The following is a 17,080-nucleotide window of genomic DNA, read 5'->3' as shown; positions in this document are numbered from 1 at the left end:
CGCCGAGGGAGCCCAGGCTCCGCGAAGCATGGTCTCCGAGCGAGCCTTCCTGGGCGTCTCGGCGCTGCTCTTCTTCGCGGGCACGGCGGGGACGATCGCCTGGTCCGCGTCCATGTCGGCRATGGGCGCGATGCCGATGCCCGGCGGCTGGACGATGTCGATGGCGTGGATGCGGATGTGCGGRCAGASGTGGCCCGGCGTYGCGGCGTCRTTCCTCGGCATGTGGGTCGTGATGATGGCAGCGATGATGCTGCCGTCGCTGGTGCCCATGCTGTGGCGCTACCGCCAGGCCGTCGGCAGGACAGGCGGGACGCGCCTGGGCCGGCAGACCACGCTGGTGGGCGTGGGGTACTTCTTCGCTTGGGCCGCGATCGGCATGGCCACCTTTGCGCTGGGCGCCGCGCTGGCGGCGCTCGAGATGCGGCTGCCGGCGCTGGCGCGCGCGGTTCCGGTCGTGGCGGGCGTAGTCGTGCTGAGCGCCGGCGCACTCCAGTTCACCGCCTGGAAGGCACACCACCTTGCCCGCTGCCGGGAGATGCCTGGACACGGGCGCGGGCTGCGGGGAGATACCGGCACGGCGTGGCGAAATGGGTTGCAACTCGGCCTGCAACTCGGCCTGCACTGCAGCTGCAGCTGTGCGGGACTGATGGCGGTCCTCCTCGTCATCGGGGTCATGGACCTGCGTGCGATGGCTGCCGTGACGGCAGCCATCACCGTCGAGCGTCTGGCACCGGCCGGAGCGTGTGCCGCGCGCGCCATCGGCGCCGTCATCATTGGGGCAGGGTTGATCCTGATCCTGATCGCGCTGGCGTGAGCGCCATGTCCGAGGGCACGCCGATGCCGTGCCTCAGCGCGCTGCCGCTGCCTTGCCAGCTAAGACCCCGGTGGACGGCACCAGAAGCCGTGCGCAAAGCAGGCTGCCGATTCCCATCAGGGCGATGACCCATCCCATCGGCCACGGCGTGCCGTCGGCGAACAGGCCGACCAGCGCCGACCCCAGGATGCCGGTGCCATACTGGATCGCGCCGATCAGCGCGGACACCGCGCCGGCGCCTTGCGGGAAGCTGCCGAGCGCGCCGGCGATCGAATTGGCGACAATCAACCCGGTCGCTGAAACGAACAGAAAGAGCGGCACAACCAGGCCCATCAGCCCGCCCCACCCCGTCCATGCGTCGACCGCCAACAGCATGCCCGCGAGCGCCGCACCAAGGGTGCCGGCCCGCATCAGGCGATCGCTGCCGAGCCGCGCCACCAGCCTGGCGTTGACCTGGTTTGTGAACATGATGCCGATGATGCCCGCGCCGAACAGCAGGCCATAGTGCTGCGGCGATACCTGGTGATAGCTGATGTAGGCAAACGGCGTGCCGGCGATGTACGCATAAAGGCCGCCATAGAAAAAGCCGCCCGCGCCTGCGTAGCCAAGCACCCGGCGATGACGCAGCAGTGCGGCGTAGTCGGCCAGCGCGCAGCGCAGCGGTGTGCGATTGCGGCGCGCCGGCGGCAGGGTTTCTGGGAGAGCGCCGAGCATGGCGAGCGTCGCCAGGCCAACTCCCACCAGTGTCCAGAAAATCGCCCGCCACGACGCGACATGCAGGATCTGCCCGCCTACGCTTGGCCCCAGCAGCGGCGCGATGGCCATCACCGTCATCAGCGTGGACATCATCTGGGCCGCGCGGTGGCCGCTATAGAGATCGCGCACCATCGCGCGGGCGATCACGACACTGGCGCAGGCACCCACGGCCTGCAGCGCGCGCCAGCCGACCAGCATGCTCGCATTGGTCGACAGCGCGCAGCCCGCAGAACCGAGGATGAACAACACTAGCCCGACGCAGATCGGCAGGCGGCGACCGTACCGGTCGCCGACAGGGCCCCACAACAGCTGGCCCAGGCTGAAGCCGACCAGATAGCCCGAGATCGTCAGCTCGACCGTACCCGCATCCGCATGCAGCGCGACGGCCATGGCAGGCAGCGCAGGCAGGTACAGGTCTGTCGAAATCGATGCAAAGGCCATCAACGTACTCAGGATGGCAAGGATCCGCAGGCTGTGCGCGTTCGCGGCGTGACGTAGGGCAGTGCTGGTTCCGGGCGACATTGCGTGAGTGTGAGTTAGCGGTCGACGCGCTGCTGCAGGTGGGCCGGGTAGCGATCCCCCACGACCGTGATCTGCCGCAGCGCGGCTTCGATGGCGGACAGGTCGTCAGCCGACAATTCGACTGTGGCCGCGCCGATGTTCTCTTCCAGCCGATGAAGCTTGGTGGTGCCCGGAATCGGCACGATCCATGGCTTGCGCGCAAGCAGCCAGGCGAGCGCAACCTGCGCCCGGGTGGCGCCTTTGCCGTCGGCGATGTTGCCAAGCACCTCGACCAGGGCCGCGTTGGCCTTGCGGCTTGCCTCGGAGAAGCGCGGCACGATATTGCGAAAATCGGTCTTGTCGAACGTGGTGTTCGCGTCGATCGCACCGGTCAGGAAGCCCTTGCCCAGCGGGCTGAACGACACAAAGCCGATGCCCAGCTCCTCGAGGGTAGGCAGCACCGTTTCCTCCGGCTCACGCCACCACAGCGAATATTCGCTCTGCAACGCCGCGACCGGCTGCACGGCATGCGCGCGGCGAATCGACTGCGCACCCGCTTCGGACATGCCGAAGTGCTTGACCTTGCCTTCCCGGATCAGATCCCTGACGGTGCCGGCCACGTCCTCGACCGGCACCGCCGGATCGATGCGATGCTGGTAGAACAGGTCGATACGATCCGTCTTCAAACGCTTGAGCGACGCCTCGGCAACCGCGCGGATGCGCTCTGGCCGGCTGTCCAGGCCCTTGCTCGAGTCACCTTCCTTGAAGCCAAACTTGGTCGCGATCACCACCTGGTCGCGAAACGGCGCAAGCGCCTCGCCAAGGAGCGCCTCGTTGGCAAACGGGCCGTAGGCCTCGGCGGTGTCGAAAAACGTGACGCCTCGTTCGAATGCCGCCCGAATCAGCTTGATGCCTTCGGATGTCTCGGTGGCCGGGCCGTAGCCAAAGCTCAAGCCCATGCAGCCCAGGCCGATCGCCGACACTTCGAGGCCACTGTTTCCCAATTTGCGTTTTTGCATGATCCATCTCCTTAAGCACCAAAGCAACCGAAGCAACGCCGGCCTCAAGCAGCTCAACGACCTTCGATCGGGTATCCGGGATCCGTGTAGCCCGGCGTTGACGCGTGGCCGGGAGCCACCAGGCTATCGACGAATCGTTCGTCGTCCGGGCCGAGCTGCAGCTTCAGCGCTTCGACGTAGCTATCCCAATGCGCCTGCGTGCGAGGCCCTGCGATGGTGGCACTGACGAGCCGGTTCTTGAGTACCCAGGCCAACGCGAAGGCGATCGAGGTCGTGCCGCGCGCGGCGGCGTGGGCAGCGAGCTGTTGCGCGATCGCCAGGGACTCCGGCCGCCATTCCGTCTGCTGGATACGCCTGTCGCCGCGGCCTGCGCGCGAGTCAGCCGGCGGCGCGGCATCCGCCGCATACTTCCCGGTCAGCACGCCCCGGGCCAGCGGGCTATACGACACAACGCCGACACCGTAGTGCGCTGCCGCGGGCAATTGCTCGACTTCCGCCGTGCGGTCAACCAGGTTGTAGAGCGGCTCACTGGCGACCGGCCGGTCGATGCCAAGCTGGTCGGCCAGGCGCACGATCTCGGCGATGCGCCACCCGCGGAAATTCGATATGCCGAAGTATCGGATCTTGCCCTGGCGGATCAGATCGCCAATGGCACGCACGCCTTCTTCCAGCGGCGCATCGACCAGGGCACGGTGGAAGTACAGAATGTCGATGTAGTCGGTGCCAAGACGCTTGAGACTGGCCTCCACCGACTGGACAATCCACTTGCGCGATTGCCCCTGTTCGTTCGGGCCCTGCGACGTCGGATACCCGAACTTTGTCGCCACCACCCAGCTGTCGCGCCGCTCGGCGATGGCGCGCCCGACGATCTCTTCCGAACGGCCGCCGTGGTAGACGTCGGCGGTATCGATGAAATTGATGCCCTGCTCGAACGCCTTGTCGATGATGCGCTTCGAGGTGGCCTCATCGGTCTCCCCGCCGAACATCATCGCGCCCAGGCACAGGGGCGAAACCTTCAGGGCACTGCGGCCCAGATATCGATAATCCATCGTATTTCTCCACGCAGGCCGCGCCTGCGGTTTGTCAGGCCTCGGACGCATGTCGCACCGTGTAGCCGCCATCGACGGCGAGCGCGTGTCCGATGACGAAGCTGGCCGCGTGGCCTTGCGCGTTAAGACAGCTGAGATGATAGGGACGTACCGCCTATCGAAAAAGCCCGGAAACCCGCAAGCCTTTATGAACTGGCCTCATGAATGCACGCGCCGCTCCCGAACGGGAGGTGCGTGAGGTGCGGGAGGTGCGTGAGGTACGTGAGCCAGGTTACGTCAGCTACGCACGGTAGCGAAGCGCATCGATGACAAGCGCCATCGCGCGTGAAGACTGGCGCCGGCTGGCGTAATAAGCGTGCAAGCCCGCAAACGTGGGGCACCAGTCTTCAAGTACCCCGACCAGACGGCCCGCTGCCACGTGCGCCTGGGCCAGATCTGCGGGTACATACGCGAGGCCGTACCCGGATAGCGCCGCATCCAGCATCTGATAGGTACCGTTGAAGGCAAGCTGGCCCTCTACCCGCACCTGCACTTCACGCTTGCCCTTCTTCAGCTCCCACGCGTAGAAGCCGCCAAGCGTCGGCAAACGCAGGTTGATGCAATTGTGCGTGGTCAGGTCCTGAGGTGTTTTCGGCAGCGGCCTCTGTTCCAGATAGGCGGGCGAGCCAACGATGGCCATGCGCATGTCGGGTGCGATGCGCACCGCGATCATGTCCTTTGCCACCTGATCGCCGTTGCGCACACCGATGTCATAGCGATCCGCGACGATATCGGAGAGTCCGTAATCCGTGATGATTTCCACCTTGATCTCCGGATACTCCCGAAGCACCTTGGACAACCTCGGCCACAGGACGGTCTTGGTGGCGTAGTCGGTGGCTGTGATGCGAATGGTGCCCGTGGGCTTATCGCCAAGCTCGGTCACCGCGGTCAGCTCGGCTTCGATCTCCTCGAAGCGGGGGGCCACCGTCTGGAGAAGGCGCTCGCCGGCCTCGGTCGGGGAAACGCTGCGCGTGGTGCGCGTCAACAGGCGCAGGCCAAGCCGCGTTTCGAGCGCGCGGACCGTGTGGCTCAATGCCGATTGCGACACGCCCAGCTGCGCCGCCGCGCGGGTGAAGCTGCGCTCGCGCGCAACGGCAATGAAGGCAAGCAGGTCGTTAAAGTTTTCGCGCGGCATTGATGAACCCATCTCATAGGCGTTTGCGGATTCTAGCGCCTGGTCACGCGCCAGCGCGATGGTCGGATTTGCAGGGTGCGGGTTGGCTTACGTTGCAAGCGATGTCCGCGGCGGCCTCGGCGAATATAATGCCAGGCTCCTCCCTTGCCCCGCATCCGCCCATGAAGAAAGCCGCATTGTTGACCCTGGCGCTGGCCTTGCACGCAACCGCGCAAGCCGCCGGCGACGCGCAGGCCGGCAAGGCGGTATTCACCTCGAAGTGTGCCTCCTGCCACAGCGTCGGGCCCTCGGCGCGCGCCGCCTTTGGCCCCCAGCTCAATGGGATCTTCGGCAGGGTCGCCGGCGGCACGACCGACTACAAGTACTCCCCCGAGATGAAGAAATCGGGCGTGGTGTGGTCCGAGAAAACCTTGAGCGCGTTTATCGAGTCGCCCAGCAAGGTTGTGCCCGGCACCAGGATGCGCTTCTGGGGAATCAGCAATGAGCGGCAGATCGCGGACCTCCTGGCCTACCTGCACACATACCAGCAGCAAGGCCGGTAGCAAGCGCTACAGAAAGTTTCAAACGCTCCGTAACCGATAGAATAGGTGCCAGCGCCACAAGGCATGGCGCCCCCAACAGATCTGATCCGGAGTTGGCATGGAACCCCTTTCATTCGAGTTTGTTACCGTCGAGGAAGCGAGGCTGATCCTGGATGGCGCCGTGCCCACGCATGGCAAGCCCGACTGGACTGGCCAGCGGCAACCTGAATCCGCAGAAGCGAAGGCCCTCACGGCCAACGCGCTCAAATGGCTGGCCGTGCTGCCACCGCAGGCGCGGCCCCTGGAGTTGTGCCGCAGCTATCCGCGCATCGGCAACCAGCTGGCAGCGCTGTGGGCCGACCCAGCCGCGCTAACGGCCTACCTGGCCGACCTGCTGATCGACAAGCGCGGCGGCCGCCAGGGGTTCCCCGACGGCATCGCGCTTGAATTATCGCGACTGCAGGAGCACCTTCTGCGCACGATGGAGCCGTAACGGCATAGCGCCATTACCGCTTTGCTGCATTGCGGCGTGCCGGCAAGGATTCTGCGTTGCGCTTAATGCGCTCTTCCCGGCGTGCAGTCTTCCACCATGCCAGAGACGCGGCCGGCGCTCAGCAGGGGGTGCCATTCCCCGGAGCTGCGGATCTCGACGTCGGTGCCTTCGACGCCCTCGGTAGCGCGGCGCAGGCTGACCAGGTGGATGAACTTGTATTCATCCGCGTCCGCACGCCCGACCCGGATATCAACCTTGCCGGGTTCCGGGTACGCGATCACGGTGGCGTCGTCACCCAGCCGCTGCTTCAGGCACAGCACCAGGTCGCCTACGCTGGCCTTGGAGTGCACGCGCTTCGGGTCCATCGCCTGGATGGAATTCGCGGTCACGCCGCCCGAACAGGCTGACAGCAATTGCGCTGCCATCGCGACAACCAGCAATACCCGTACCCGTACCCGACCTTTTGACATTCCCGCTCCTTGGCTAGATGAGTCGGATGATGTTACATCAAGTGAATTCGGATGCTGATGCGCACGCCGCGCGCGAAACACGATGCAGTGGAGACCAAAAAGCAAAAAGCCTGCACGGATGCAGGCCTTTTGCTTTCAATCTTGGTGCCCAGGAGAGGACTCGAACCTCCACAGTGTTGCCACCGCTAGGACCTGAACCTAGTGCGTCTACCAATTTCGCCACCTGGGCTAGGTGAGGTTGCGAATTCTACCCAACGTAACGAAATTTGCAAGTGCTGGCCCCACTGAAATCAGAAGAAAAGTACAACTTTCCCCGGGCACCGCCCGCTGCCGGCCCTGCTGGTGTCCGCTCAGTCCAGGGAAATGGAAAGGCGGCCGGAAAGATTTCCATTGATCACATGGCGCGCAGTGCACGGCCCACGCCGGTTGGCCGCCCTCCCTGCCACGCGTATTTTTTTCTAGCATTCCTCCCATGCCCTGTCGATTTCGGCGGCTCCCGTTCGTCGTCCCAATGACGGCGCGCGCAAGGCTCGCCGCTTCGCAGGCAATCTCAACAAAGGAGATCGGACATGCATTACATCGATGGATTTGTTGTCGCCGTGCCCACGGCCAAGCGCGACATCTACCGCGCGCACGCCGAGGCCGCCGCCGTGGTGTTCAAGGATCATGGCGCGCTGGGGCTGGTCGAGTGCTGGGGCGACGATGTGCCCGAGGGCAAGCTCACCTCGTTCCCGATGGCCGTCAAGCTGGAGAAGGACGAGACCGTGGTCTTCTCCTGGATCACCTGGCCATCGCGCAAGGCCCGGGACGAAGGCATGAAGGCCTCGATGGAAGACCCCAGGCTGCGCAGCCAGGGGCCGATGCCATTCGACGGCAAGCGGATGATCTTTGGCGGCTTCGAGATGATCGTCGACGCTTAGCGGCTTGACGGCGGTACGTGATTGACCTTGCCCGGGGTTCCCGGGCTGGGTTCATTTTGGCCGCAGGGGCATTTTCGCGAGGTGATGGACGCTACCAGGGAGGCTTAAACGGCTTATATCACCGGAGCAATCTTTCTAATTCACTTTCCCCCGCGCATTAGCGAAAGTGGTGTCTGCAGGAATCCCACTCGCCAATGCGCGATGCCAACAGACAATGAAGGATAGAGAGTGAAGATGAAACTGACCACCGCCTGCGTTTGCACCGCCGTCCTGTCGATGGCCAGCGCCGTCCATTCCCAGCCAGCCGCCGCGCCCGCCAGTGGCGCCCCCGTTCCGGTGACCGCCGACAACTTCGTCCGCGCGGAGAGCGACATGTACTTCGCCGGGCTGGCCAAGCAAGGCGGCGTGGGCAAGCTGCTGCATCGGCGCGAGCCCGCATCGATCGATCACCAGACCGTGATCCGCCTGAATCGCGACACGCTCTATACCTCCGGCATCTTCGACCTCGAAGCCGGCCCGGTGACGATCACCATGCCCGACCCGGGCAAGCGCTTCATGGCGCTGCAGGTCATCAATGAAGACCACTACGTGCCAGACGTGTTCTATGGCGCGGGCGCCCATACGCTCACCCGGGAGAACGTCGGCACCCGTTACGTGGCCGTCGCGGTGCGCACCCTGGTCAACCCGAACAGCCCGGACGACATCAAGCAGGTCCACGCATTGCAGGACGCCATCAAGGTCAGCCAGAAGGGGCCCGGAAAACTCGAAACCCCCAACTGGGATCCGGTCAGCCAGAAGAAGATCCGCGATGCCCTGCTGGCGCTGTCCTCGACGCTGCCCGACTTCAAGAAGGCATTCGGCACCCAGGCGGAGGTCGATCCCGTGCGGCACCTGATCGGCTCCGCATCGGCCTGGGGCGGCAACCCGGACAAGGACGCCACCTACCTCAACATCACGCCGGCGAAGAACGACGGCAAGACCGTTTATCGGCTCAACATCAAGGATGTGCCCGTGGATGCCTTCTGGTCCGTGAGCGTCTACAACGCCGAGGGCTATTTCCAGAGGAACCCGGCCAACGCGTACACACTCAACAATCTCACGGCAAAGAAGGCCGGCGACGGATCGATCACGATGCAGTTCGGTGGCTGTGAAGCGCAGGCAGCCAACTGCCTGCCGATCGTCCCGGGCTGGAACTACACCGTGCGGCTGTACCGCCCGCGCGCGGAGATACTGAGCGGCGCCTGGACATTCCCGGAGCCTCAGCCGGTCAATTGAGCGACCTTCCCACAAATGATCATGCTAGCCGCCTGATCCCGCATCCTCCTTGGCCCCGCGTGGGAGGGACCTGACGACGGAGGCCGAATAATGCCCAGGCACAACCCAGCGCTGCATCGTACCCAGAAGGTCCCCATGACACCGGGGCAGCGGCGGCTTCTCATCGTTAGCGCGATACTGCTGCTGGCCGCGCTGGGCTGGGCGCTGGCGATCGTGCTCAAGCCCGCCATCCAGCGCACGATCGTCATCACCACCGGAGCGGACAAGGGCATCTATCGCGGCTTTGCCGAGCGCTATGCCCCCATCCTGAAGCGCGATGGCATCAAGCTGGATATCCGCGGCTCTTCCGGGTCGATCGAAAATTATGAGCGGCTGAAGAATCCAGACAGCGAATACGAAGCAGGCTTCATCCAATCGGGCACCGCCACGCCGCAGGAAACAGACGGCCTGCAAACCATCGCCGCGGTCTCCTGTGAACCGATCTGGGTGTTTTACCGGGGCGAGGCCACCGTGGACCGGCTCGCACAGCTACGCGGCAAGCGGGTCGCCATCGGCGTTCCCGGCAGTGGCCTGCTCAATGTCGCCCGGGTATTGCTCACATACAGCGGCATCACGGCCGGCAATACCGAGCTGCTGGAAATGAATGCCATGAAGGCCTATCAAGGCCTCGAAGAGGGCCAGCTGGATGCGGCCTTCTTTATCGGCAGGCCCGATGCCGAGATGCAGCAAACGTTGCTGAACAGCAATCTGAAGCTGACGAGTTTTGCCCAGGCCGATGCCCTCGTGCAGAAATTCCCGTCTCTGTCCAAGATTGTTTTTCCGCGCGCCTCCACCAGCATCGTCAACGATCTTCCGCAGACCGATGTCACGCTGCTTGCTGCCACGGCCCTGCTCGTATCCAAGGACACCCTGCACCCCGCCCTGGTCTACCTGCTGCTGGAAGCCGCCAGAACCGTCCACGGCGGCGATGATTACTTCACGCCACTCGGCACGTTTCCCAACCTGAATACCAGTGAGTTTCCCGTTTCCGACGAAAGCACGCGCTACTTCAAATCGGGCCGTCCCTTCCTGCAGCGCTACCTTCCGTTCTGGCTTGCCAGCTTTATCGAACGACGCTTGCTGATCCTGCTCCCCTTCATGGCCTTGCTGCTCGGCTTGCTGCAAGCATTGCCACGCATGGCGCAAGCGCGGATAAAAAACCGGCTCGTGGTCTGGTACCGGGAAATCAAGGCGCTGGAAGATGAAATCTGGACGAACACGCAGCCAACCCCCAACCAGATTGCGCAATGGCGCGATGAAATCGAGAACATCGATGCGCATGCCAGCCGGATACGGATTCCGGAGCGCTATTTTGAGGATGTCTACGCGCTCAAGCAGGCGATCGGCGTCGTACGGGACCGGATTGCCCAGGCGGCGGCGAAGGTGAAAGCGTAGCTGCGCAGACGCCAGCGCGTTTTTTGCCGCTGCCTCGGACAGCGTTGTCTTGCCGACGGCTGCGACAATGCTAGAATAATAAATCCATCTGGCTGGATTGATCATGTCCGAAGCGAGCAAGCGCCCCAAGAACCCGGAACTGATCCGAACCCAGTGCCTATCCGTGATGCGGGACCTGCTGGTCTCCCAAGGCCCCGAATCGGTGACGCTCGACCTGGTGGCACAACGCGCCGGCGTGACCAAAGGCGGGTTGCAGTATCACTACCGCAGCAAGAATGCCCTGCTCGAAGCGCTGAGAGACCAGCTCTTCGAGGAATTCGACAAGACCTATCAACGCGCGCTGTCCGCCGAGACCGATCGTCCTGGCAAGCATGCCCGCGCCTACATCAAGACGTGTTTCGACGATACGGCTTCCAATAACGCGATCGGAACGCAGCGTGCCATCGCCATGCTGGCCTTGACGCTCCCCTCGTGCCGCCAGACATGGAGCCAGCGCATGACGGACGCCGTCGCGCATGACCTCGCCGGCACCGCCGCCGAAGACCAGCTCCTCATCTRCAGGCTGGCGGCGGATGGCATGTGGTTTGCGGGGATGTTCGAAGTCTATGACGTCGATGCGCCACGCAAGGCGCGCCTGCTTGCCCTGTTGCTGGACATGTGCGACAGGGCCACCTCCTGATCAGGCTGACCAGGCTGATAGACAAGACTGACAAGACAGACCAAATTGACCTGGAGCGTTCTCCACGCTGCCACGCTGCCACGCTCCCACCGCGAATTCCATGCCCGCCCCCACTCCCCACACCATCAGCAACACCACACTCTCGCGCACTGACATCGCTGAAATTCTTGCGCAACGTCCGGCCCAGCTACGATTCGAGCAATGCGGCCTTGACGATCAAGACCTGAGCGGGCTGGATTTTTCGTCCGTGGAATTCCTGATGTGCACCTTTGCCGGTGCGCAACTGAAAAGGGCGAAGCTCGTCGAGTCGAAGTGGATGCGCTGCAAGGCCGCCGGCGCCGACTTCACGCTGGTGGACGCAGTAGAAGCACGATTCTGCAGCAGCGACCTGAACAACACGCAATGGGACCGCGCGCGGCTGTCCAGCGCCATCTTCACGGAAACCAAGCTGACCGGCGCCCGGTTCCGCGAGGCCGCCACCCTGGGCCTGGTGTTCCACAACACCCTGCTCGTCGGCAGCGACCTGCGCGGCTTGTCATTCCGCAAGCAACACCTGGAGCAGCTCGACTTGTCCGATGCCGACCTCGCCGGCTGCGACTTCCGGGATGCCCTGTTCGACGGCGGCACCCTGCGCGGCGCCAACCTGAAGCAAGCCCGCTTCGATGGCGCGGACCTCCGCCTGGCCGAACTTGGCGGACTGAACCTGATGGCTGCCGCGGCTTCGTTCAAGGGCGCCATCATCTCGGTGGAACAAGCCGCGGAGATTGTCGGGCAAGCCGGTATCCGCGTCGGCTGAATGGCCGCACAAGGCCATGGGGATCGCGCCCGAATCGCGAAGCACGACGCGATTCAGGCCTGGGATGGCCTCACCCGCGGCGTACCGCAGTCACGTTGCCGTCCTTGACGTCCAGCGTGCGCCGCTGCGGGTTGTAGTCCATGGTGCCGGGCATATGCTGGCCTTCCCGCTCACCAAATCGCCAGGCGCAGCCGTTGAGCAAGGCGACGGCATTGGCCTCGCTTTTACCGATCAGGGCTTCATCGCCAAGCTTGTCCGCCTGGCAACCCTCCGGCGTGCCGCGGCCGCCCTGCGGGCCCGGGTTGGGCACGGCACTGGCGGGGGGCTGGGCGGTGCATCCCGCCATGAGCGTTGCGAACACGATCGCGCCCGCCGAGACATGCCGGGCCCACGTGCTTTGCTGTTTTGGCATTCGATTCCCTGATGGTGAGGTGGAAAAAGCCAAGTTTAGAGCAGAAAGGCGCCGCCAGAGCGCCTTGGTGCCCATGCATTAACACGGTCTCAACACTGCCTCAACACTGTCATGACCTGGCCTTGGCTTAGCCTTAGCGCGTCCTCTTCGCAGCGTCTTGCGCCTCCGCCCACAGCCGCTCCTCCTGGGCCCGCAGCTCAGGCGTGAGCTCGGCACCAAAATCGTCGAGCTCGAACAGCGGGCGAATCTCGATCTCGGAGTCGCTCTGCATGGGGTTGGGGCAGCGCTTGACCCATTCGACGGCCTCTTCCATGGACTTGACTTGCCATAGCCAGAACCCAGCGACCACCTCCTTGGTTTCTGCGAACGGTCCGTCGACCACGGACCGCTGGCTGCCAGAGAATTGCACCCGCTTGCCTTTGGCGCTCGGGTGCAAGCCCTCGCCCGCGAGCATCACGCCGGCCTTGACGAGTTCTTCATTGAAGTTGCCCATTGCGGTAAGCAGCTCCGTGCTGGGCATTTCGCCAGCCTCTGACTCTTTCGTTGCCTTCACCATCACCATGACACGCATCGTCGCTCTCCTTGAGTGGATTGAGGGTGCCGCACGTCCTGAGCCCTGATCAGGATTGACGGGCGGCTCTGATACTACGACGAATCGGGATACCGTAAATCGACACCGCCGCCAAAGTATCTGGCGGGAAGCCTGCCCGGCCCGAATCGGCCCAACTCGACCCAACGTGGCCTGATTTGGCCTGAATTGGCCGCGAGGCGCGACAATCACATCCGATCGGGATTTTTAAGCCTCGCTTAAGACTCGGCCCGTAGACTGCGATCACACAAGACAACCCGGATCCCGGATAGGAGCTGCCATGACCCCCCAAGAGATGCAAGCGCTGGAAGGCTTCCTGACCCAACTCACGCAGGCCAGGGCTGGCGCCAAGGACCCCCAGGCGGACGCCCTCATCGCCGACGCGGTCGCCAGGCAGCCGGATGCCGCCTACCTGCTGGTCCAGCGCGCCATGATGCTTGACCATGCCCTGGCGACGGCAAAGGCGCAGATCTCCACGCTGCAGAGCCAGTTGCAGATGGCGCAGGCCAACGGCGCCAATCGCTTCCTCGACCCGGAAAACGCCTGGGGCAACAGTGCCAACCGCGTGGCACCCAGCCCCGTCATGCCGCCGCCGATGGCCGCGCCCGTGGCCGTGCCGCAGGCGGTCCAGGCGGCCCAGCCTGCACCCGCGCAGCCATCCCGGCCCGGTTTCCTGAGTGGTGGCCTGGGCGGCGCGCTAGGCGGCATTGCCACGACGGCAGCCGGTGTGGCCGGCGGCGCGCTCCTGTTCCAAGGCATCGAAAACATGTTCCATCGCAATGGCAATGGCAACAGCGCAAGCGGCTTGCTGGGACAGCCAGGCGCAGGAGCGCAGCCAACGGAGACCGTCGTCAACAACTACTACGGCAATGACGACCGCTCGCCGCTGGGCTCACCGGATGCGGCACTGGACAGCGGCCTTCTGGATGACGCATCGGGCAACGACGACTTCCTGAGCGACGACACCTGGAACGCCTAGCGCGTTCGGGGGCTTGCCAGGCGTGCATGGCAGCGGCCTGACAGGCCCCACCGCTCTGATTGCACTGCGGCACCCCGGGTGGAGATGGCACCGGCAACGGCGATACACTCTTGCACTACGCGCTCACCCTGGGAACCCGATCCATGCCGCAACCTCGCTCGCTCTATCCCGCCATCGAACCCTATGAAACCGGCACGCTCGATGTCGGCGACGGTCACGTGGTCTACTACGAACGCGTCGGCACACCCGGCGCCAAGCCGGCCGTCTTCCTGCATGGCGGCCCTGGTGGCGGCATATCGGCCGACCACCGCCGCCTGTTCGATCCGGCGCGCTACGACGTCATGCTGTTCGACCAGCGCGGCTGCGGCCGCTCCACGCCCCACGCGGGCCTGGAGGCCAATACCACGTGGCACCTGGTGGACGACATCGAGCGCCTGCGCAAGCTCGCCAACGTAGAGCGCTGGTTGGTCTTTGGCGGCTCCTGGGGCTCCACGCTGGCGCTGGCCTATGCGCAAAAACACCCCGAACGGACCAGCGAACTGGTGCTGCGCGGGATCTATACCGCCACCCGGGCGGAACTGGATTGGTACTACCAGTACGGCGTATCCGAGGTATTCCCCGAGAAATGGGCCCGCTTCCAGGCGCCCATCCCGCCAGCCGAACGCGGCAACATGATGGCCGCCTACCGCAAGGTGCTGACCGGCAGCGATACGGCAAAGCAGCTGGAGGCCGCCCGCGCATGGAGCGTATGGGAAGGGGAAACCATCACCCTGCTGCCCGACCCGGCTAACACCGCCAAGCATGATGACGGCCATTTCGCGCTGGCGTTCGCCCGGCTGGAGAACCACTACTTCACGCATCTCGCCTGGCTGGAGGACGGTCAGTTGCTGCGCGACGCGCATCGCCTTGCCGGCATCCCCGGCGTGATCGTGCACGGGCGCTACGACATGCCCTGCCCGGCCCGGTACGCCTACGCGCTGCACCAGGCATGGCCAGGCTCGGATCTGCATCTGATTGAAGGCGCGGGGCATGCCTGGACCGAGCCCGGCATCATGGATCAGCTGATTGCCGCTACCGACCGGTTTGCGGCGGCGCAATGATCGTCCTGGTGCTGCCAGCCCCGGGCGGCACAGCGCCGACAGCGCCGACAGCACCGACAGCACCGACAGCGCCGAAGCGGACTTTTGATGGCCGGCGGTTGGGGTCTTGAACACCCGTGTCCTAGACTTGAAGACCGCATTGCCACCACCCGGCTGCGCATTGGCCGGCGGATGGCAAAGCGGCATTCAAGGCTCTCACCGACAGGGTGCACTATGGAATTCCTGAACTCCGGCAAAGTCCTCCCCGCAGGGCTGCCATTCTCCGAAGCCGTGCGCGTTGGCGATATGTTCTACCTCTCTGGACAGATGGGCATCGTCCAAGGCAGCACCCGCCTGGTGCCCGGCGGCATCCGCGAAGAAGCCAAGCAGGCGCTGATGAACATCCGCATCACACTGGAAGCACACGGCCTGTCGCTCAAGCACGTCGCCAAATGCACCATCTTTCTGGCCGACATCAGCGAATGGCAGGTGTTCAACGAGGTCTACAAGGAGTTCTTCCAAGCGCCCTATCCGGCGCGCAGTGCACTTGGGGCGAATGGGTTGGCGCTCGGGGCCAGGGTGGAGGTGGAGTGTATTGCGGTGTTTAGTGGCTGAGTTGAGTTGCTGAGTGGCTGATACGGCGGCTACGAGCGGCCACTCCCCCGCTTGCGGGAGGGTGGCACAACTCGCCCTGCCGCTCTGGCTTAGAGCATGCCCTGCACGCGGTTCAAAGCCTCGTCCAGCTGCTGCTTCAACGGGGTCAGCAGGCAGTGCAGCCCGTGGCTGTCCTCCACATCATCGCTATCAAAATCCAGCAGCCTGAGAACAGCACCAAGCCCTGCACTGACACGCAGCAGGTCGGCGCAGCTTTCTTGCGCGATGCTTTGCGCGCGGCTACGAAGTTCCTCGAGTTGGTAGGCTAGTTCCTGGACGCTGAGCTTGGTGGGCGTGTCGGCTGGGAAGGTCAGGCGGATTAGTTCGGCGAGGAGGGAGGTTTGCTGGGAGATGGCGAACGAGCGCTCGATTTGCTGCGGGAGGTTTTCTGAAACGTTGTGAGCAATGGAAGTAGGCATAGCGATCCCAAACGAAAATTAGGCCGCAAAGGGCGGCGATCCGTCTGTGACTTTTGCGAGTTCCCACACCCGGTCACCCTTGTTTGGGGTGACTTGGTGGATTCTCGGCCAGCCAACGGCGGAAGTCAATCGATCCGGCGGAACAAGGAATCGCCGATGTGTCGCAGCTTTCGCTTTCGCGCCACTGTCGATCTCCCCTCCTCGAGACTAGTTCGCTTGTAGCCCCGCTGACGCGGGGGGTGTCACTGGTGGGCGGGGTTTTACTGCTTCTAGCTGCTGTCGCGGCTATACGGTGTTGGCCGATTTAGAACGTGTGAGATGTCACTTCTCTTTACTCGTAAAGAGAAGTAACCAAGAGAAAGCGATCCTTGCAGGAGGCTGGCGTGGCGTCATTGGGAATCCCAATGGTTTCGTCGTACGGCCCTGGGTGCTAATGGCCTCGTGCCGTTACCGGTTTGAATGGCCACGATCCTGTCAATGACACCGGTTTCGTGGTGAGGCTGCTCGGTAGCGGCATCCCTGCTCATTCACGCATCTGCCGGTACCGGTGCAAGGTGTCACGATATATCACGCCGTGATGGTTTCGTGGTGGGGTGGGCGCGGTGGAAGAATTCTTCGACCTATCAAGTCGGTGCCACCGCACCCACGACGGAAACGGGACGCTTGCAACTTCGTGGCCGGTCACCCCGCGAGCGACAGACGGCTTGAAATTCGTGGTGGTGGCTACCGGTGGGGGCCACCACGAAACCCTGGGCATTAGCAAGGTCGTGGTGGTCTAAACTGGTAACGGCACGAGTCCATTAGCACCCGGGGCCGTACGACGAAACCATTGGGGTCCCCAATGACGCCACGCCAGCCTCCTGCAAGGATCGCTTTCTTTTGGTTACTTTTCTTTACGAGCCCTCCATGTCAGGATACTTGTCGTCTCCGTCTCCTTGGTGAAGCAAAATGGAGGGCGGTGTGCGAATAGGTGATGACACGATATGCAATCGAGCATCGGGAATGGGTGGTGGAGCAGATGATGCCGCCGCTGAACCGGTCGATAGT

Annotated in this window: 19 protein-coding genes and 1 tRNA gene; 11 read left to right on the top strand and 9 right to left on the bottom strand. The window is 63.8% G+C overall.

The genetic code is table 11. From position 1 onward, the window contains the following. Window positions 1-28 precede the first annotated feature (28 nt). On the top strand, window positions 29-814 hold the full coding sequence (locus AC1DQR_RS30690) for a copper chaperone (protein WP_477134366.1): 786 nt from the start codon (window positions 29-31) through the stop codon (window positions 812-814). A gap of 33 nt (window positions 815-847) precedes the next feature. Here AC1DQR_RS30690 and AC1DQR_RS30685 read toward each other — a convergent pair whose 3' ends face one another. The 4 genes from AC1DQR_RS30685 to AC1DQR_RS30670 all read right to left on the bottom strand — a co-directional run bounded on the left by AC1DQR_RS30685 (window position 848) and on the right by AC1DQR_RS30670 (window position 5,313). Next, complete coding sequence (locus AC1DQR_RS30685; RefSeq protein ID WP_477134365.1) at window positions 848-2,092, bottom strand: Bcr/CflA family multidrug efflux MFS transporter; 1,245 nt, start codon at window positions 2,090-2,092, stop codon at window positions 848-850. A gap of 14 nt (window positions 2,093-2,106) precedes the next feature. Further along, complete coding sequence (locus AC1DQR_RS30680) at window positions 2,107-3,090, bottom strand: aldo/keto reductase (protein ID WP_477134364.1); 984 nt, start codon at window positions 3,088-3,090, stop codon at window positions 2,107-2,109. A 53-nt stretch (window positions 3,091-3,143) separates the two neighbouring features. After that, window positions 3,144-4,139: an aldo/keto reductase gene (locus tag AC1DQR_RS30675; protein WP_477134363.1), complete on the bottom strand. Its 996-nt coding sequence runs from the start codon at window positions 4,137-4,139 to the stop codon at window positions 3,144-3,146. A gap of 280 nt (window positions 4,140-4,419) precedes the next feature. Then, window positions 4,420-5,313: a LysR family transcriptional regulator gene (locus tag AC1DQR_RS30670; RefSeq protein WP_416049544.1), complete on the bottom strand. Its 894-nt coding sequence runs from the start codon at window positions 5,311-5,313 to the stop codon at window positions 4,420-4,422. Between the two features lie 161 nt (window positions 5,314-5,474). Between AC1DQR_RS30670 and AC1DQR_RS30665 the strand changes: the two genes are divergently transcribed. Both AC1DQR_RS30665 and AC1DQR_RS30660 read left to right on the top strand, forming a co-directional pair. Next, a complete protein-coding gene (locus tag AC1DQR_RS30665; protein WP_416049545.1) occupies window positions 5,475-5,855 on the top strand; it encodes a c-type cytochrome in 381 nt (126 codons plus the stop codon). Between the two features lie 97 nt (window positions 5,856-5,952). Further along, window positions 5,953-6,327, top strand: a complete 375-nt coding sequence (locus AC1DQR_RS30660) for a hypothetical protein (protein WP_416049546.1) — start codon at window positions 5,953-5,955, stop codon at window positions 6,325-6,327. A gap of 62 nt (window positions 6,328-6,389) precedes the next feature. Here the strand turns inward: AC1DQR_RS30660 and AC1DQR_RS30655 are convergent, their stop codons facing one another. Then, the gene (locus AC1DQR_RS30655; protein ID WP_416049547.1) at window positions 6,390-6,797 is read right to left on the bottom strand and encodes a hypothetical protein; all 408 of its coding nucleotides are present in this window, start codon (window positions 6,795-6,797) and stop codon (window positions 6,390-6,392) included. A gap of 142 nt (window positions 6,798-6,939) precedes the next feature. Continuing rightward, window positions 6,940-7,026 (bottom strand) — tRNA-Leu (locus tag AC1DQR_RS30650). A gap of 340 nt (window positions 7,027-7,366) precedes the next feature. Between AC1DQR_RS30650 and AC1DQR_RS30645 the strand changes: the two genes are divergently transcribed. From AC1DQR_RS30645 to AC1DQR_RS30625, 5 genes are all read left to right on the top strand, one after another. Continuing rightward, a complete protein-coding gene (locus tag AC1DQR_RS30645) occupies window positions 7,367-7,717 on the top strand; it encodes a DUF1428 domain-containing protein (RefSeq protein WP_253929525.1) in 351 nt (116 codons plus the stop codon). A gap of 234 nt (window positions 7,718-7,951) precedes the next feature. Next, window positions 7,952-8,992, top strand: coding sequence for a DUF1254 domain-containing protein (locus AC1DQR_RS30640; RefSeq protein ID WP_477134362.1), 1,041 nt, complete (start codon window positions 7,952-7,954; stop codon window positions 8,990-8,992). A 135-nt stretch (window positions 8,993-9,127) separates the two neighbouring features. Next, on the top strand, window positions 9,128-10,426 hold the full coding sequence (locus tag AC1DQR_RS30635) for a TAXI family TRAP transporter solute-binding subunit (RefSeq protein WP_477134361.1): 1,299 nt from the start codon (window positions 9,128-9,130) through the stop codon (window positions 10,424-10,426). A 103-nt stretch (window positions 10,427-10,529) separates the two neighbouring features. Further along, complete coding sequence (locus AC1DQR_RS30630) at window positions 10,530-11,105, top strand: TetR/AcrR family transcriptional regulator (RefSeq protein WP_477134360.1); 576 nt, start codon at window positions 10,530-10,532, stop codon at window positions 11,103-11,105. Between the two features lie 100 nt (window positions 11,106-11,205). Further along, window positions 11,206-11,901, top strand: coding sequence for a pentapeptide repeat-containing protein (locus tag AC1DQR_RS30625; RefSeq protein ID WP_416049549.1), 696 nt, complete (start codon window positions 11,206-11,208; stop codon window positions 11,899-11,901). Between the two features lie 70 nt (window positions 11,902-11,971). Here AC1DQR_RS30625 and AC1DQR_RS30620 read toward each other — a convergent pair whose 3' ends face one another. Together AC1DQR_RS30620 and AC1DQR_RS30615 are read right to left on the bottom strand one after the other, a co-directional pair. Further along, entirely contained in the window at window positions 11,972-12,313 is a 342-nt protein-coding gene (locus AC1DQR_RS30620; protein ID WP_416049550.1) for a hypothetical protein, read from the bottom strand. Window positions 12,314-12,446: 133 nt separating this feature from the next. Then, window positions 12,447-12,884 (bottom strand): YciI family protein, encoded by a 438-nt coding sequence (locus AC1DQR_RS30615; RefSeq protein ID WP_416049551.1) that lies wholly within the window; start codon window positions 12,882-12,884, stop codon window positions 12,447-12,449. 298 nt (window positions 12,885-13,182) lie between these two features. Here AC1DQR_RS30615 and AC1DQR_RS30610 point away from each other — a divergent pair, with 298 nt between their 5' ends. The 3 genes from AC1DQR_RS30610 (at window position 13,183) to AC1DQR_RS30600 (ending at window position 15,575) form a co-directional block, all read left to right on the top strand. Beyond that, window positions 13,183-13,881, top strand: coding sequence for a DUF2076 domain-containing protein (locus tag AC1DQR_RS30610; RefSeq protein ID WP_416049552.1), 699 nt, complete (start codon window positions 13,183-13,185; stop codon window positions 13,879-13,881). Window positions 13,882-14,024: 143 nt separating this feature from the next. Continuing rightward, complete coding sequence (pip, locus tag AC1DQR_RS30605) at window positions 14,025-14,981, top strand: prolyl aminopeptidase (RefSeq protein ID WP_416049553.1); 957 nt, start codon at window positions 14,025-14,027, stop codon at window positions 14,979-14,981. 213 nt (window positions 14,982-15,194) lie between these two features. Then, window positions 15,195-15,575: a RidA family protein gene (locus AC1DQR_RS30600; RefSeq protein WP_043349146.1), complete on the top strand. Its 381-nt coding sequence runs from the start codon at window positions 15,195-15,197 to the stop codon at window positions 15,573-15,575. An 89-nt stretch (window positions 15,576-15,664) separates the two neighbouring features. On the opposite strand, the gene AC1DQR_RS30595 is transcribed toward AC1DQR_RS30600, so the two are convergent. After that, window positions 15,665-16,033, bottom strand: coding sequence for a DUF1484 family protein (locus AC1DQR_RS30595; protein WP_416049554.1), 369 nt, complete (start codon window positions 16,031-16,033; stop codon window positions 15,665-15,667). Window positions 16,034-17,080 lie beyond the last annotated feature (1,047 nt).

It is taken from the genome of Cupriavidus sp. 05L411 (assembly GCF_056398045.1).
The sequence above is the reverse complement of the archived record's forward strand: the minus strand, read 5'-3'. Positions and strand labels throughout refer to the sequence as shown.

Coding starts and splice junctions, on each gene's coding strand:
- AC1DQR_RS30595 (WP_416049554.1), bottom strand. CDS start 16,033: ATGCCTACTTCCATTGCTCACAACGTTTCAGAAAACCTCCCGCAGCAA.
- AC1DQR_RS30600 (WP_043349146.1), top strand. CDS start 15,195: ATGGAATTCCTGAACTCCGGCAAAGTCCTCCCCGCAGGGCTGCCATTC.
- AC1DQR_RS30640 (WP_477134362.1), top strand. CDS start 7,952: ATGAAACTGACCACCGCCTGCGTTTGCACCGCCGTCCTGTCGATGGCC.
- pip (WP_416049553.1), top strand. CDS start 14,025: ATGCCGCAACCTCGCTCGCTCTATCCCGCCATCGAACCCTATGAAACC.
- AC1DQR_RS30665 (WP_416049545.1), top strand. CDS start 5,475: ATGAAGAAAGCCGCATTGTTGACCCTGGCGCTGGCCTTGCACGCAACC.
- AC1DQR_RS30625 (WP_416049549.1), top strand. CDS start 11,206: ATGCCCGCCCCCACTCCCCACACCATCAGCAACACCACACTCTCGCGC.
- AC1DQR_RS30685 (WP_477134365.1), bottom strand. CDS start 2,092: ATGTCGCCCGGAACCAGCACTGCCCTACGTCACGCCGCGAACGCGCAC.
- AC1DQR_RS30615 (WP_416049551.1), bottom strand. CDS start 12,884: ATGCGTGTCATGGTGATGGTGAAGGCAACGAAAGAGTCAGAGGCTGGC.
- AC1DQR_RS30645 (WP_253929525.1), top strand. CDS start 7,367: ATGCATTACATCGATGGATTTGTTGTCGCCGTGCCCACGGCCAAGCGC.
- AC1DQR_RS30680 (WP_477134364.1), bottom strand. CDS start 3,090: ATGCAAAAACGCAAATTGGGAAACAGTGGCCTCGAAGTGTCGGCGATC.
- AC1DQR_RS30635 (WP_477134361.1), top strand. CDS start 9,128: ATGACACCGGGGCAGCGGCGGCTTCTCATCGTTAGCGCGATACTGCTG.
- AC1DQR_RS30670 (WP_416049544.1), bottom strand. CDS start 5,313: ATGCCGCGCGAAAACTTTAACGACCTGCTTGCCTTCATTGCCGTTGCG.
- AC1DQR_RS30675 (WP_477134363.1), bottom strand. CDS start 4,139: ATGGATTATCGATATCTGGGCCGCAGTGCCCTGAAGGTTTCGCCCCTG.
- AC1DQR_RS30655 (WP_416049547.1), bottom strand. CDS start 6,797: ATGTCAAAAGGTCGGGTACGGGTACGGGTATTGCTGGTTGTCGCGATG.
- AC1DQR_RS30660 (WP_416049546.1), top strand. CDS start 5,953: ATGGAACCCCTTTCATTCGAGTTTGTTACCGTCGAGGAAGCGAGGCTG.
- AC1DQR_RS30610 (WP_416049552.1), top strand. CDS start 13,183: ATGACCCCCCAAGAGATGCAAGCGCTGGAAGGCTTCCTGACCCAACTC.
- AC1DQR_RS30620 (WP_416049550.1), bottom strand. CDS start 12,313: ATGCCAAAACAGCAAAGCACGTGGGCCCGGCATGTCTCGGCGGGCGCG.